Origin of the sequence: Arthrobacter sp. CAN_A6, from assembly GCF_015751715.1 — a bacterium.
GTDB lineage: Bacteria > Actinomycetota > Actinomycetes > Actinomycetales > Micrococcaceae > Arthrobacter_D.
This window is the reverse complement of record NZ_JADOUV010000003.1, coordinates 101,458-116,204: the sequence shown is the minus strand read 5'-3', so window position 1 is coordinate 116,204 and position 14,747 is coordinate 101,458. Positions and strand designations below refer to the sequence as shown.

The window sequence follows — 14,747 nt, the reverse complement described above, 5'->3', positions numbered from 1 at the left end:
CAAAAGCCCGGGCGCTCTCTCTCCATGCCCGGATCCCCCATCCGATCAGGGGCGCTCCGAAGGGCCGGAAAAAATTCGATAACGAATTTACGCAAATGTAACAAATTGTATACAAAAAGGAGTAGGCTCCCCTGATTGTATGTAAAGCACTGAATCCCGACCAGAGGAACACCATGTCCGAGCTTCTCCAGCACCCGTTCTCCCTGAAGACGCGTCACGTCCGCCGCAGTGCCCTCATCCCGGTCCTCGCTCTCGGCCTGGTTGTTGGCACCACCGCATGCCAGGCCCCACAGACCACCGCCGAAGCGCCCCAGGGAGACGACGTCGTCTCCGCGCCCATCGGCGACCAGACCATCGTGGAGGGCGGCGACCTCGTCATGGCCCTCTCCGCCGAACCCGACCGGCTCGACCCGACCACGTCGTCGTCGCTCTACACGCGCTATGTCATGCAGACCATGTGCCAGAAGCTCTACGACATCGATGCGAACGGCGAGATCGTCCCGCAGCTCGCCACCGACCTTCCCGAGGTCTCCGAGGACGGCCTCACCGTCAGCATTCCGGTCCGCGACGATGCGGTCTTCGCCGACGGAACCCCCTTCAACGCCGAGGCCGTGGCCCAGACCATCGACCGTGGCCTCAACCTCGAAGGATCGTCGCGCAAGAGCGAACTCGGTCCCATCGAATCGATCACCGCCGTGGACGCCACCACGGTGGAAGTGACCTACGCGGAGCCTTTCGCACCGCTCACTGCCGCGCTCGCCGACCGTGCCGGCATGATCCTCTCACCGGCCGCCCTTGCCGCTAACGGTGAAGCGTTCGGCGACAGCCCCGTCTGCGTGGGCCCGTTCAAGTTCGTGGAGCGGGTCCCCCAGACCTCCATCACCGTGGAACGCGATCCGCTCTACTACGACGCCGAGAACGTGCACCTGGACACCATCACCTACCGCATCATCACCGACTCCAACATCCGCGCAGCGAACCTCCGCTCGGGCGATGTCCAGGTAGCCGACACCATTAGTACCCAGGACGTGGACGAACTCATGAACGAGGACGGCATCGGCATCCTGCAGGGCCCCTCGCTCGGCTACCAGGGAATCACGGTCAACGTCGGCAACACCGACGGCGTCGGAGCGCCTCCCGGTGTCATCGACACGCCGATCGCCACCGATCCCACCATCCGCCGGGCCCTGTCCATGTCGATCGACCGCGAGTCCCTCGTGCAGTCCGTGTTCGGCGGCTACAACCAGACGGCCTGCTCCCCGATCTCCCCGGCCAGCCCCTTCAGCTCCGATGCCAGCGAGGCGTGCCCCGAGTACGATCCCGAGGCAGCCATGGCTCTCCTGGAGGAGGCCGGCGTCGAGATGCCGTACAAGATCCAGATGCAGGTCAGCAACAACCCCGACACCATCCGGTTTGCCCAGGCACTGCAGGCTTCCGTCACGGAGGGCGGCTTCGAGATCGAGATCCTTCCCGTCGAATACTCCACCCTGCTCGATGTCCAGGACCGCGGAGACTACGAGATCCTCCAGCTCGGCTGGTCCGGCCGCGTCGACCCGCACGGCAACATGTACAACTTCCTCTCCACCGGTGGCGGCGCCAACTACTCCGGCTACAGCAACCCCGAGGTCGATGAACTGCTGACCCAGGCCGCGCAGTCCAACGACATCGAGGAGCGCTCCGAACTGTACGGCCAGGCTGTCACCCAGGTGCAGGAAGACAACCCCATCATCTACCTCTACCGCGTCCGCAGCCTCACCGGTCACTCCACCGACATCGCCGGCGTCGAGACCTTCGCCGACGGCGTGGTCCACCTCAGCAACGCGGCATTCGTCGAAGCCGAGTAAGCAGCCACAATGCTCAACTACCTCGTCACTCGCCTGTGGCAGTCAGTCGTCACGCTCATCCTTGCATCCATAGTGGTGTTCCTCGGAGTGCGCCAGCTCCCCGGCGACCCTGCGCTTGCGATGGCGGGGGAAGAAGCAACACCGGAGCGGGTCGAAGCGATCCGCGAACAGCTCGGACTCAACGAATCACTCATCACCCAGTACCTGAAGTTCGTGGGCAACATGCTGCGCGGGGACTTCGGCCAGTCGACGCGGACGGGCGCACAGGTGACCGACCTCGTCGCCGCCACGCTGCCCGTCACGCTGTGGCTGTCCGCATATGCAATAGTGGTCGCCGTCGTCGTCGGGGTGTTGCTCGGAATCATCGCCGAGCGGTTCCGGGGGCGCTGGCCCGAATGGATGGCGAACGCGCTTGCGCTGATCGGGCTGTCGGTGCCGAATTTCTGGCTCGGCATCCTCGCCATTCTCTACCTCGCCGTGGCGTTCGGGCTGTTCCCGGCCTCGGGCTACGTTCCGATCTCCGAGAATCCGATCCAGGGCTTCTACCACCTGACGCTGCCGGCGATCATCCTCGGCACGTCACTGGCCGCGGTGATCATGCGGCAGACGCGGGCGTCGATGATCGAGACCATGAAGACGGACTTCGTGAGGACGGCTCGGGCCAAGGGCCTGAGCCGTTCGCGGGTCCTCGTCCGCTACGGGCTGCGGAACTCGCTGATCGTCGTGGTCACGATCATCGGCCTGCAGCTCGGCGGGCTCATCTCGGGCGCCGTGGTAACCGAGCGGATCTTTGCCCTTCCCGGTTTCGGCAAGCTCACGCTCGACGCCGTCTTCACCCGCGACTACCCCGTCATCCAGGCCGTGGTGCTGCTCATCACCGTGGGCTACATCCTGATCAACCTCGCCGTGGACATCCTGTACTCGGTCATTAATCCGCGGATCCGCGTGGGAGGAAAAAGCTGATGACCGTCGTCGAAGTACGTAACCCCGGACTCGGTTCGGCTCGTGGCCGCGTCTGGCGTTCACTGCTGAGAAGCCCGCTCGGGCTCACCGGCGGCATCATGCTCGCCATCGTCGTCGTCCTCGGGCTCCTCGCACCGCTGATCGCTCCCTACGGGCCGGCGGAGGTGCACTTCGACGCCCCGTTCCAGCAGCCCGGAACCGTCGGGTACATCCTCGGCACCGACGACCTGGGGCGGGACATCTTCTCGCGCATGCTCTTCGGCATCCGGGTCTCGCTGCAGGTGGGCATCCTCTCGGTGCTGCTCGCCGTCGTCGTCGGAACCCCGCTGGGTCTCCTCGCCGGCTACTGGAGGGGGCTCGACGGCATCATCTCGCGCCTCACCGACGTGACGCTCGCGTTCCCGTTCCTCATCATCGCCGTCGGCCTCTCCGCCATCAGCGGCCCGAGCCTCACCAACGCAGCCATCGCGCTGGGGATCGCGCAGATCCCCACGATGATCCGGGTGGTGCGCGGCGAGACCCTGCGGATCAAGGAGACGGACTTCGTGCTCGGCGCTAAGACCATGGACGCCTCCGGCGTCCGCATCATCTTCTCCCACATCCTGCCGAACGCGGTGTCCGCCATCATCGTGCAGGCCACGGTGATCATGCCGGTCGCGGTGATCGGCGAGGCACTGCTCTCCTTCCTCGGGCTCGGTATCCAGCCTCCGACTCCGAGCCTCGGGATCATGCTCTCGGATGCCCAGCAGTACATCTCACGGGCGCCCACCGCGGCCATCTTCCCTGGCCTGGCGATCGTGCTCATCTGCCTCGGGTTCAACCTCTTCGGCGATGCACTGCGCGATGCCCTCGATCCCACGAACTCCAGCCGAAAGTGATTCAGTGACTCTTCCAACCGCCGACGCGCCGGCTCCCCTGCTGTCAGTGCGCGGGCTCGAAGTGACCTTCGGAGACAACGCCGAACCCGTGCTGCATGACGTGAGTTTCGACATCCGGCCGGGTGAGCGGGTAGCCATCGTGGGCCAGTCAGGCTCCGGCAAATCGACCATCATCGGCTCGATCCTCCGGCTGCTGCCGGGTGACGGGCACATCACGAACGGATCGATCCTGCTCGGGAACGATGATCTCGCCACCGCCTCCGAACAGCACATGCGCGGTGTGCGCGGGCGGCGCATCGGCCTGGTGCCGCAGGATCCGGCATCCAACCTGAATCCCTCCATGCGCGTCGGTGCGCAGATCGCCGATGCGCTCGCGGCGAGCGGGCACCGGAATGGCGCCGACGTCGAGAAGCGCGTCGTGGAGCTCATGACCGAGGCCGGCATTCCGGAGGCGAAGCGTCGGGCCAAGCAGTACCCGCACGAATTCTCCGGCGGCATGCGCCAGCGCGTGCTCATCGCGATTGCACTCTCGCGCCAACCCGAACTGCTGATCGCCGATGAGCCCACCTCGGCCCTCGACGTGACGGTCCAGCGGCAGATCCTCAACCACCTGCAGACCCTCGTGGACGCGCACGGAACGTCCCTCCTGTTCATCACCCACGACCTCGGTGTCGCAGCGGACCGCACCGACCGCATCATCGTCATGTCGGAGGGCCGGATCGTGGAGGTGGGAACACCCGCGGAGATCCTGCTCAATCCGCAGGAGGACTACACCAAGCGACTCGTCGCGGCGGCGCCGACGGCGGTGGCGGAAGTCCGGGTGGCCGCGGGCAGTTCCACGGTGAGGACGGGCCCCATCCTCGAGGTCGCGCACCTCGTCAAGGAGTTCAAGATCCGGGGCCAGCGCGGCAGCATCCTGCGCGCGGTCGACGACGTCTCCTTCTCGGTGGAACGGGGAACGACGACGGCGATCGTGGGCGAGTCGGGTTCGGGAAAGACGACGGTCGCGAGGATCATCCTCGGGCTGGAATCGGCGACGTCGGGCACTGCCCTGGTCGACGGCGAGGGCATCACCGCGAGCCGCGGGCAGCAGCGGCGCGCCCTGCGGCGGAGGGTGCAGCCCGTCTTCCAGGACCCGTACGGATCCCTGGACCCCACCTACAGCATCGAGAAGCTGATCGATGAACCGCTGCGCATCTTCAAGGTGGGCGACCGCCGCAGCCGGCAGGACCGCGTGGCCGAACTGCTCGACCAGGTGGCACTGCCGCGAACCGTGGCCCAGCGCCGGCCGAACGAACTTTCGGGCGGGCAGCGGCAGCGCGTGGCGATCGCCCGCGCCCTCGCCCTGGAGCCGGAGCTGCTGATCTGCGACGAGGCGGTGTCAGCGCTCGACGTCCTGGTGCAGGAACAGATCCTCACCCTGCTGGCGGATCTCCAGTCGAACCTCGGCCTCAGCTACCTCTTCATCACCCACGACCTCGCGGTGGTCCGCCAGATCGCCCACAACGTGGTGGTGATGAAGAGCGGCGAAGTGATGGAGGAAGGTGCCACCGACGCCGTGTTCCGCTCGCCGTCGTCCGGGTACACGCGTGAGTTGCTCAGCGCGATCCCCGGCGCCTCGCTGGTGAGTTGAGAGTCGCTCAGGCCCTCCCCTTCAGGATCAGGTACCAGTAGACCCGGGGCAGGAGGACGCGGTCCGCGAACCAGGTGAGCCGCCGCTCCTTCGCCAGCCCCTTCCAGAGGGGGATCGTCGGTTTGGGACGGTAGAGGTCGTCGAACTCCGAGAACACCACCGTTCCGCGGGACACCGTGAAGGGGCACGCCGAGTAGGAGTTGTACTTCTTTCCCGGCGTCTCGCCCTTCCGCACGGACACCAGGTTCCGCGCCAGCACGGCGGTCTGCATGCGCAGCGCAGCGCCGGACTTCGAGTTCTTCGTGCCCGCGGCATCGCCCAGGGACCACACGTTCCCATAGCGCGCGTGCCGGAGCGTTTCCGGGTCCACCTCGACGAATCCGCCGGCGTCGCCGCGAGCCGGGAGGGTCGTCGCCTTCAGCCAGTCCGGTGCCGATTGCGGCGGAACTGCGTGCAGCACGTCGTAGGAGATGTTCTCCGTCTCCCCGGTGAGTTTGCTGCGGACGACGGCGGTGCGGGCACCTGCGTCGACTCCGGCAAGCTCGCTGCTGAAGCGCAGTTCGATACCGTACTCGGCGATCTTGCGGTTCAGTTCCGCGTCGACGAGCGGCATGCCGAAGATGGTGGGCGTCGGCACCACCAGCACCACCCGGATGTCCCCGAGGACGCCCTGTTCGCGCCAGTAGTCACAGGCGAGGTACATCGGTTTCTGGGACGCACCGGCGCAGGTCGCCGGGCCGGCGGGCTGGGTGAACACCACGGTGCCCTTCCTCAGGTTCCGCAGCAGGTCCCAGGCCTTCGGAGCGAGCTCGAACTCGTAGTTCGACGCCCCGGACGGCGAGGCCATCGCGTCGACGAGTCCCGGCACCGCGTCCCAGTCCTTCTGGATTCCGGGACACACCACGAGGTGCCCGTAGGTGGCCCGCGCGCCCGAGGCAAGCAGCACCGTGTTGGCGTCGGTGTCGATTCCCGTAGCGGCGTCGCGGATCCACCGGACTCCCTTCGGCATCACCTCCGCCTGCGGCCGGGTGGCCATGTCCGCAGGGGCGGTTCCGCCGGCGATATGTGAGAAGAGCGGCTGGTACAGGTGGTGATCGCGCGGCTCGACGACGGCGACGTCCTTCACGCCGTAGCGCCGCAGCCGCGCTGCCAGTGAAATGCCGGCGTTGCCGCCGCCGATCAGAACGACGTCGTGATGGGTGCCGGTAGGAGGGGAAGTCGTCATGGCACGACCCTACCGCTCGATCGGCTCCCCCATCAGCCTGTTGTCAGGCGGGTCAGGAGGGTCAGGCAGGTCAGGGCCTACGCGCGTCCCTGCGCGATGCGGTAGGACTCCTCGATCAGCTCGGACAGCTCATCCTCCTGCAGGAGACGAGGCGGACGAGGACCAGGCTGGGCGACCGCTCATGGTGCGGCGTGATGTAGTACACCTCGGGATCGCCGGCGAGCAGGGCGTCCCTCTCCCCGGTTTTCACGGTCAGGACGCCGTCCTCCCAGATCCGTGCCACCAGCGTTCCCGCGAACCACGCGGGCTGATTCCAGCTGAGGCGTTCGCTCACGCCGGTCAGCCCGAGGCACATCCTCCGGACGTCGTCCTCAGTCGCCATGAGGGAAGGGCCTGCCAAAGGAATGCCGGCTCACCGCCCGTGCGCTCCGTAGACCAGGATCGCATTGCCCTTGCTGGTGATGGTGCTGTCCAGCAGTGTCAGCCGCGTCAGCGGATCGCCGGTTTCGAAGAGGCGGCGCCCCGACCCGGCGATCACCGGGTGCATCATCAGCGTGAGCGAATCGAGCAGGCCGGCGAACAGCAGTTGCCGCACCACGGAGATGCTCCCGCACACGCTGATGTCCTTCCCGTCAGTGGCCTTCAGTCCGGTGACGAAATCCACCAGGTCCCCCTCGATCCGACGCGAGTTCTCCCACTCGAGGCTGTCCGTCAGGGAACGGGAGGCCACGAACTTCTCGACCGGATTGATGAAGGTGCCGAATTCGTCGTCGGACTGGGCCTTCGGCCAGTAGTCCGACCACTCCTGGTAGCTGACCCGGCCAAGCAGCACGGTGTCGGTGCGCTCGAGCATCGCGTCCATGCCGGCGCCGAGCTCGTCGTCGAAGCTGTCGAACTGCCAGAGGTGCGGGGACTCCACCACGCCGTCGACGGAAGAAAATAGGCCTGCGGTGACTTTGCGCATGGGAATCTCCTCGAGGATTGGCGTACCGCTGAGTCAACTGACTTCGCGGCATCCCGTCAAGGGCCGTGCCGGCTTCCTGCGGAGCCGCAGGAACGAACAGCCCCTTCCCTTCTGCCGTAACCCCAGACAGACTCTAGTTAGCACCCCTTCGACGCGCAGGAGGATCATGAAGGCTGTCCGTGTTCACCGGTACCGCGAAGATCCATCGATCGACGACGTCCCCGAACCGCAGGTCGCCGGGCCCTGGGACGTTCTCGTGAAGATCGGAGCCGCAGGTCTCTGCCGTACCGATCTGCACGTCGTCGAGGGCCAGTGGGACTCCATTCAGCACCCGGTCCTTCCCTACATCCTCGGCCACGAGAACGCCGGCTGGGTTTCCGGGATCGGGTCCGCCGTCTCCAACGTCTCCGTGGGCGACACCGTGATTCTGCACCCCCTCGTGACGTGCGGGCTCTGCCCCGCATGCCGCGAAGGGCAGGATTCGCACTGCGCGGACGCCGGCTTCCCCGGCCTGAACGCCGACGGCGGCATGGCGGAGTATCTGCTCACCAACGCCCGCTCGGTGGTGAAGCTGGATCCGCGCCTGCAGCCCGCCGAGGTGGCAGCGCTGGCCGACGCCGGTCTCACCGCCTACCACGCGGTCCGCAAATCCGTGCCCCTGCTGCCGCCGGGGAGCCACGCCGTCGTGATCGGCAGCGGCGGTCTTGGACACATCGGCGTGCAGTCGCTCAAGGCGCTCACCGCGGCGGAGGTGACCGTCGTCGACCGTTCAGCGGACGCCCTCGAACTCGCCCGTACCCTCGGTGCGGACCACACAGTCAACTCCGCCGACCCGAGCGGAACCGCAGGAGAACTGCTCGATATCACCGGGGGCGGAGCGCAGGTGGTCTTCGATTTCGTGGGAGAGCACGGCACCGAGCCACTCGGAATCGCGGCCCTGAGGAACCGCGGCAGCTACTACTCGATAGGCTACGGCGGCTCAGTGGACATCGACACGATCGAGATCATCTCGCGGGAGATCAACGTGGTCGGCAACCTCGTGGGCACCTACACCGAGCTCACTGAACTCATGACCCTCACCGCACAGGGGAAGGTCACCCTCTCCACCCGGACCTACGACCTCGAGGACGCGGTCCAGGCGATGCACGACCTCGACGCGGGCCGACTTGTGGGCCGCGGCATCCTCGTTCCGAACCTCAATCGATAACGGCAACCGATCGAACAACCCAAGGGGTAAGAACAATGGCGTTTCCCGCGAAATATTCGGCCCTCAACGAGCTACAGCTGACGGAGGAGGCACGGCGCACGCTCGCGCGGATCATCCGTGTCGCATTCCCACACCCGACCATTCCCGACGGCCCGTACGAGCGCATGGCCGACAAGATCGTTGCTGAAGCGCAGGAGTCCACCTGGTTCCGCGTGGCGCTGACGCAGGGCCTGCTCACCCTGAACACCCTCACCGAGGAGAAGTTCCTCGATCTCCCGGACGAACGCGCCCTGGCAGTGCTGAAACGCATCAGCGACCTCGAGTTCTTCGGATTCATCCGCCGCACCACCGTACTGAACTTCTATGACGACCCCGAGGTGTGGAAGTACTTCGGCTACGAGGGCGCATCCTTCGACCAGGGCGGCTACCTGCACCGGGGCTTCGACGATCTCGACTGGCTGCCCGACCCCCGCATCGAGGAGAGCGACGAGGCGTTGACCGAAATCGGCCCGCTGGGCTACGACATCGCCCAGCACGCCCCACTGCGCGCAGAAGCTGCCGGCGAAACCGGTGGCGTCGAACGCGAGGAACAGTTTCCCGACCTCTTCCGGGGCTCCGCCACCATGCAGGAAGGCACCACACCATGACCGCAGAGCTGAATGGGGCGGCAGCCGAACCGGCGTCGGCCCACTTCGACCAGGACGACGCCGACGTCGTCGTCATCATCGGTTCGGGCGCCGGCGGCGGAACCCTTGCCCACGAGCTGACCACTCGGGGCGTGAAGGTGGTGGTCCTCGAGGCCGGCGGCCACATCCGGAACGAGGAGTACGTCAACAACGAGTGGGAGGCTTTCAACCAGATGGCCTGGCTGGATCCGCGGACGACGTCGGGCAGTTGGCGTGTGGCGCGCGACTTCCCGAACCTGCCCGCCTGGCTCGTGAAAGCCGTCGGTGGCACCACGACGCACTGGGCCGGCGCGACGCCGCGGTTCAAGGCCCACGAGTTCACGACCCGCACCACGTATGGCCGCATCGACGGCGCAAACCTCCTCGACTGGCCGATCAGCCTGCAGGATCTCGAGGCGTACTACGACAGGGCCGAGAAGAAGATCGGCACCACCCACCGCCACGGCAGGCGCGCCATGCCCGCGAACAACAACTACAAGGTCCTCGCTGCGGGAGCGGACCGCATCGGCTACCGCCACTACGCAACGGGTCCCTACGGCACCAATGCCGAACCCTACGACGGCCGACCCGGATCCATCCAGGACGGTTTCAATTTTCAGGGGGACAAGAACAAGTCCAAGTGGTCGACCCTCGTCTCCGAGATACCGAAGGCGCTGGGCACGGGCAAGCTGGACCTGCGGCCGAACAGCCAGGCAGTCCAGATCACCCACACACCCGGGGGCCTCGTGGACGGCGTCCTGTACGTGGACGGCGAGGGGAACCTGCAGCGGCAGAGGGCACGTGTCGTCGCCGTCGCAGGGAACTCGATCGAAACGGCGAGGGTGCTGCTGCTCTCGGGCTCCCCCCTGTTCCCGGACGGCCTCGCGAACTCCTCGGGACAGCTGGGACGCAACTACATGCGCCACACCACCGGCTCTGTCTACGCCAAGTTCGATCGGCCCGTGCACATGTACCGCGGGGAGACGATGGCCGGGATGGTGGCTGACGAATCCCGGCACGACGTCGACCGCGGATTCTCCGGCGGGTACTACCTCGAAACCGTTGCGCTGGGACCGGCGTTCCTCGCGAGCTTCGTGGATCCTGGAGCATGGGGCCCCGGCTTCGCATCGCTGCTCGACGATTACGAGAACACGGCGGGCCTGTGGATCGTCGGTGAGGACATGCCGCAGGAGACCAATCGCATCACGTTGAACACGAGCGTGACGGACCGCCTGGGCCTGCCCGTCCCGAATGTGCACTTCGACGACCACGCCAATGACACCGCGATGCGGAACCACGCCTACCAGCAGGCATCCCTCCTGTATGAGGCGGTGGGGGCCCTGTCCTCGCACCACACTCCCCCGTATCCTTCGACGCACAACCTGGGAACCGCACGCATGAGCGAACGGCCCGAGGACGGCGTGGTCAACGGATTCGGCCAGAGCCACGACGTGAGGAACCTGTTCGTGTCGGACGGATCCCAGTTCACCACCGGTGGGGCGGCGAATCCGACGCTCACCATCGTGGCGCTGGCCATCCGGCAGGCGGAGTACATCGCGCAGCAGATGGCCGCATCGGTCATCTGATCCAGAAGAAACCCCGAGGGAGAAACAGATGAGCAGCGAGACGGACCTGACGATCGCCGACAGCCCGGAGGACAACCGGTATGTGGTGCGCCGTGCAGGTGAACCTGTCGGGTTCGCGGCGTACCACCAGGTTCCCGGCCGCGTCGTGTTCACCCACACCGAGGTGCATCAGGACATCGAGGGCCAGGGCGTCGGGAGTGCCCTCGTCCATGCGGCCCTGGACGACGTCCGCACCAAGGACCTCGCCGTGACCCCGGAGTGCGCCTTCGTCGCGGCCTTCATCCGGGAGCACCCCGAGTACCAGGACCTGACGCAATAGCCCCGGCACGGTTCGGACGACGACGCCGCGCGCCGCCCGGCGTCGTCGTCCAGGCCGCTTCCCGGGATGCTGGTCAGTCGGGGAGCTCGAAGTCCTTCGAGATGGTCAGGGCCGCCTCGCGCAGCACCGGAACCGCCCGCGCGGCGAAAGCCTCATCAACGCGCGACACCGGCCCGGACACCGAGATGGCCGTCGGCGTGGGCGCATCTGGAACAGCAATGGCGAAACACCGGACGCCGATTTCCTGCTCCTGCTCATCGATCGAGTACCCGCGCTCCCGGATGACGTTCAGGTCCTCGAGCAGCTCCTCGACGGTCCGGATGCTCTTCTCCGTGTGCGGCGGCATGCCCGCCTTCGCCACGATTCTCCGCACTGCCGCGTCACTGAGTTGCGACAGCATCGCCTTCCCCACACCGGTGTCATGGGCGTGGGCGCGCCGGCCGACTTCGGTGAACATGCGCATCGAATGCGCCGACGGCACCTGCGCGACATAGACCACCATGTCGGCGTCCAGCACCGCCATGTTCGCTGTCTCCCCCAGGGTGTCCACCAGGTGCTTGAGCTGGCGGCTCGCCAGCGAGCCGAGCTGGCTGCTGGCACCGGCGCCCAAGCGGATCAGACGCGGCCCCAGTGCATACCGGCGGTTGGGAAGCTGACGGGCATAGCCCTTGCCCACCAGTGTGCGCAGCAACCGGTGGATCGTCGGAAGCGGCAGGTCGGTGGAGGAGGAGAGCTCGCTGAGGGTCAGTTCGCCCCCGGCATCGGTGATCAGCTCCAACAGCTCGAAAACGCGCTCGACGGACTGCACGCCGCCTTTGACTGTTTTCTCGACCATTGCTGTCCCCTGATCTGTCGCGCTCGTGAAACAAGGTTGAATATCCGCCTTGTGGAATTTACTACCAACCTACCGGATATTCGGTGCTCAGGCGGAGCCGCGGCGCAGCAACTGTCCGGAGGGCGTCACGCCGTCCACCTCGACTCCCCGGAGGTAGGTCCGCCTGACGACGCCCACCAACGGCTTCTTGTCATACGGGCTGATGGCGTTCTTGTGATGCAGCTTGTCCACGTCGACGATGTAGCTCTCGTCGGCTGCGAAGACGGCGAAGTCGGCGTCGTACCCCAGCGCGAGCCGGCCCTTCCTCGTCAGCCGTGCAAGCGCGGCAGGTCGCTGGGACATCCACTCCACCACCTGCTCGAGCGCAATGCCCCGCAGACGCGCTTCGGTCCAGATCAGCGAAAGGCCCAGTTGGAGGGAGGAGACACCGCCCCAGGCGACTCCGAAGTCACCGTTCTCAAGATCCTTCAGGTCGAGGGTGCTCGGCGAGTGGTCGGAGACGATGCAGTCGATGACGCCGTCCTCGAGGCCTTTCCACAGCAGTTCCCTGTTCGAGGCTTCACGGATCGGCGGGCAGCATTTGAAGGCGGTGGCACCGTTGGGAATCTCCTCCGCCAGCAGGGTCAGGTAGTGCGGGCAGGTTTCCACCGTCAGCTTCACTCCGTCGCGCTTGGCGCTGGCGATCATCGGCAGTGCATCCGAGGAGGAGAGGTGGAGAATATGCGCCCGCGCTCCCGTCCAGCGTGCCCGCTCGATCACCTCGGCGATGGCCATGTTCTCGGCTCCCCGGGGGCGCGAGGCGAGAAACTTCTCGTACTGGTCACCCTCCGCCGACGGCGCCCGGTCGATGGAGCGGGAATCCTCGGCATGGACGATCATCAGCGAGTCGAAGGTCTTCAACTCCGCCATGTCGGCTTCCATCTCGTCTGCCTCGAGATGCGGGAATTCATCCACGCCTGAGTGCAGCAGGAAGCATTTGAAGCCGAAGACACCAGCATCGTGCAGGCCGCGCAACTCGGAGGTATTTCCCGGAATCGCTCCTCCCCAGAAGCCCACATCGACGAAGGCCTGGTTCTCGGCAGCCGCCCGCTTCTGTCGGAGTGCCTCGACGTCGACCGTCGGCGGGATGCTGTTCAGCGGCATGTCGATGATGGTGGTCACGCCGCCGGCCGCCGCGGCACGGGTCGCGGAGGCGAAACCCTCCCACTCGGTGCGTCCGGGTTCGTTCACGTGCACATGGCTGTCGACGAGGCCGGGGAGCAGGGTTTCGTCGTCCTGCAGGTCAACGGTCACGCGCCCTGCAAGACCGCTGCCGAACGGCACGATCGCCGTCACTGTTCCGTTCACGACCCCGACCTCACGCTCCCGGATTCCGGCGGTGGTCAGGATCCTCCGGCCCCGAATCACGAGGTCGAAGATCGTGCTGCCCGGGTCGGCGGTGGACTGCTCTGTCGTCATGGAGTTCCTTCGTTTCTAGGTGCCGACCGGCTTGAGTGACAGAAGGTAGGCGCCTACCAGTTCTCCCACCCGTTCGACGAGCGGTCCGGCATTGGCCATGCACTGTGCGACATCCGGTTCGAGGTCGGTGAGTGCATAGGTTCGATCAAAGCCTGCAGCACTGAGCTCATCCGCCGTCAGGAGACTCCTCCCGCAGACCGCAAGAACCGGGATCGACGCAGCGGCGGCGGCCCGGGCAACTCCGACCGGGGTCTTCCCCAACAGGGTCTGCTCATCCAGGCTCCCCTCTCCGGTCACCACCAGGTCCGCGCCTGCCAGGTGGGCGGCGAAGCCGGTGAACTCGAGGACGACGTCGACGCCGGGCCGGCGTTCGGCATCCAGCAGGACCATGGCTGCGTAGCCGGTTCCGCCGGCAGCTCCCGCGCCCGGTCGGATGGCGGCATCGATCGCGGCCTGCCCGATCTCATGACCCAGGACCTGCACGAAGCGCCCGAGCGCGGCGTCGAGTTCGAGCACATCGTCGGCGGACGCGCCCTTCTGCGGACCGAAAACAGCTGCTGCTCCGCCGTCGCCGAGGAGTCCGTTGTCCACGTCGCTGGCGAGGATGAACTTCGCGGTCGAAAGCCGTTGGTCCAGCCCTAACAGGTCGATCCGCGTGAGCCGTGCCAGCGCGGCGCCGCCCGGGGCCAGGACCGCACCTTCCTCGTCGAGCAGCCCCGCGCCGAGGCCGACAAGGAGTCCGGCTCCGCCATCGGTGCTTGCGCTCCCCCCGACTCCGAGGACGATTTCGGTGCACCCGAGGTCAAGGACAGCCGTGATCAGCTGACCCGTGCCCACACTCGAGGCACCCCGCGCGTCGAGTGTCCCGCCCGGCAGGACCGCCAGCCCGGAGGCGGCGGCCATCTCGACGACCGCCTGGTGCCCCCGGACCGCGACCGCCGCCGACACCGGCTCACCGGTCGGTCCGGTGACCGGAAGATAGCGCCGCTCGTAGCCTGCTGCGACGGCGGCATCCACGGTGCCCTCACCGCCGTCGGCCACCGGCACCTCGAGAATGTCGGAATCGGGAACCACCCTCAGCAGGCCGATTCGAAGGTGGCTGGCCACCTCAGGTGCCGAGAGTGATCCCTTGAACTTGTCCGGTGCTAGAACGATCCGCATGGATTCACC

At 66.4% G+C, this 14,747-nt stretch carries 14 protein-coding genes; 8 read left to right on the top strand and 6 right to left on the bottom strand.

Annotation, left to right across the window (positions count from 1 at the left end; all coding sequences use genetic code 11):
• Positions 1–173 precede the first annotated feature (173 nt).
• The 4 genes from IWX75_RS06790 to IWX75_RS06775 are packed head-to-tail and all read left to right on the top strand — an operon-like array spanning position 174 to position 5,318.
• Positions 174–1,844 carry an ABC transporter substrate-binding protein gene (locus IWX75_RS06790; protein WP_196821490.1) on the top strand — a complete coding sequence of 557 codons (1,671 nt, stop codon included), beginning with the start codon at positions 174–176 and terminating at the stop codon, positions 1,842–1,844.
• 9 nt (positions 1,845–1,853) lie between these two features.
• Complete coding sequence (locus IWX75_RS06785) at positions 1,854–2,807, top strand: ABC transporter permease (protein ID WP_196821489.1); 954 nt, start codon at positions 1,854–1,856, stop codon at positions 2,805–2,807.
• The gene (locus tag IWX75_RS06780) at positions 2,807–3,685 is read left to right on the top strand and encodes an ABC transporter permease (protein ID WP_196821488.1); all 879 of its coding nucleotides are present in this window, start codon (positions 2,807–2,809) and stop codon (positions 3,683–3,685) included. Before IWX75_RS06785 ends, IWX75_RS06780 begins: the two co-directional genes overlap by 1 nt.
• Positions 3,651–5,318: a dipeptide ABC transporter ATP-binding protein gene (locus IWX75_RS06775; protein ID WP_196821487.1), complete on the top strand. Its 1,668-nt coding sequence runs from the start codon at positions 3,651–3,653 to the stop codon at positions 5,316–5,318. Before IWX75_RS06780 ends, IWX75_RS06775 begins: the two co-directional genes overlap by 35 nt.
• 7 nt (positions 5,319–5,325) lie before the next feature.
• On the opposite strand, the gene IWX75_RS06770 is transcribed toward IWX75_RS06775, so the two are convergent.
• The 3 genes from IWX75_RS06770 to IWX75_RS06760 all read right to left on the bottom strand — a co-directional run bounded on the left by IWX75_RS06770 (position 5,326) and on the right by IWX75_RS06760 (position 7,507).
• Positions 5,326–6,543, bottom strand: coding sequence for an NAD(P)/FAD-dependent oxidoreductase (locus tag IWX75_RS06770; RefSeq protein ID WP_196821486.1), 1,218 nt, complete (start codon positions 6,541–6,543; stop codon positions 5,326–5,328).
• Between the two features lie 115 nt (positions 6,544–6,658).
• Positions 6,659–6,925 (bottom strand): MmcQ/YjbR family DNA-binding protein, encoded by a 267-nt coding sequence (locus IWX75_RS06765; protein ID WP_334684160.1) that lies wholly within the window; start codon positions 6,923–6,925, stop codon positions 6,659–6,661.
• Between the two features lie 30 nt (positions 6,926–6,955).
• Positions 6,956–7,507 carry a dihydrofolate reductase family protein gene (locus IWX75_RS06760; protein WP_196821485.1) on the bottom strand — a complete coding sequence of 184 codons (552 nt, stop codon included), beginning with the start codon at positions 7,505–7,507 and terminating at the stop codon, positions 6,956–6,958.
• A gap of 166 nt (positions 7,508–7,673) precedes the next feature.
• Between IWX75_RS06760 and IWX75_RS06755 the strand changes: the two genes are divergently transcribed.
• The 4 genes from IWX75_RS06755 to IWX75_RS06740 are packed head-to-tail and all read left to right on the top strand — an operon-like array spanning position 7,674 to position 11,284.
• Positions 7,674–8,714 carry an NAD(P)-dependent alcohol dehydrogenase gene (locus tag IWX75_RS06755; RefSeq protein ID WP_196821484.1) on the top strand — a complete coding sequence of 347 codons (1,041 nt, stop codon included), beginning with the start codon at positions 7,674–7,676 and terminating at the stop codon, positions 8,712–8,714.
• A gap of 35 nt (positions 8,715–8,749) precedes the next feature.
• Positions 8,750–9,361: a hypothetical protein gene (locus IWX75_RS06750; RefSeq protein ID WP_196821483.1), complete on the top strand. Its 612-nt coding sequence runs from the start codon at positions 8,750–8,752 to the stop codon at positions 9,359–9,361.
• Positions 9,358–10,965, top strand: coding sequence for a GMC family oxidoreductase (locus IWX75_RS06745; protein WP_196821482.1), 1,608 nt, complete (start codon positions 9,358–9,360; stop codon positions 10,963–10,965). The genes IWX75_RS06750 and IWX75_RS06745 overlap by 4 nt, the downstream gene beginning before the upstream one ends.
• 28 nt (positions 10,966–10,993) lie before the next feature.
• Positions 10,994–11,284: a GNAT family N-acetyltransferase gene (locus tag IWX75_RS06740; protein ID WP_196821481.1), complete on the top strand. Its 291-nt coding sequence runs from the start codon at positions 10,994–10,996 to the stop codon at positions 11,282–11,284.
• Positions 11,285–11,357: 73 nt separating this feature from the next.
• Here the strand turns inward: IWX75_RS06740 and IWX75_RS06735 are convergent, their stop codons facing one another.
• The 3 genes from IWX75_RS06735 to IWX75_RS06725 form a co-directional block, all read right to left on the bottom strand.
• A complete protein-coding gene (locus IWX75_RS06735; protein WP_196821480.1) occupies positions 11,358–12,119 on the bottom strand; it encodes an IclR family transcriptional regulator in 762 nt (253 codons plus the stop codon).
• Between the two features lie 87 nt (positions 12,120–12,206).
• The gene (allB, locus tag IWX75_RS06730) at positions 12,207–13,577 is read right to left on the bottom strand and encodes an allantoinase AllB (RefSeq protein ID WP_196821479.1); all 1,371 of its coding nucleotides are present in this window, start codon (positions 13,575–13,577) and stop codon (positions 12,207–12,209) included.
• Between the two features lie 15 nt (positions 13,578–13,592).
• Entirely contained in the window at positions 13,593–14,738 is a 1,146-nt protein-coding gene (locus tag IWX75_RS06725) for a glycerate kinase (RefSeq protein ID WP_196821478.1), read from the bottom strand.
• Between the last annotated feature and the right edge of the window lie 9 nt (positions 14,739–14,747).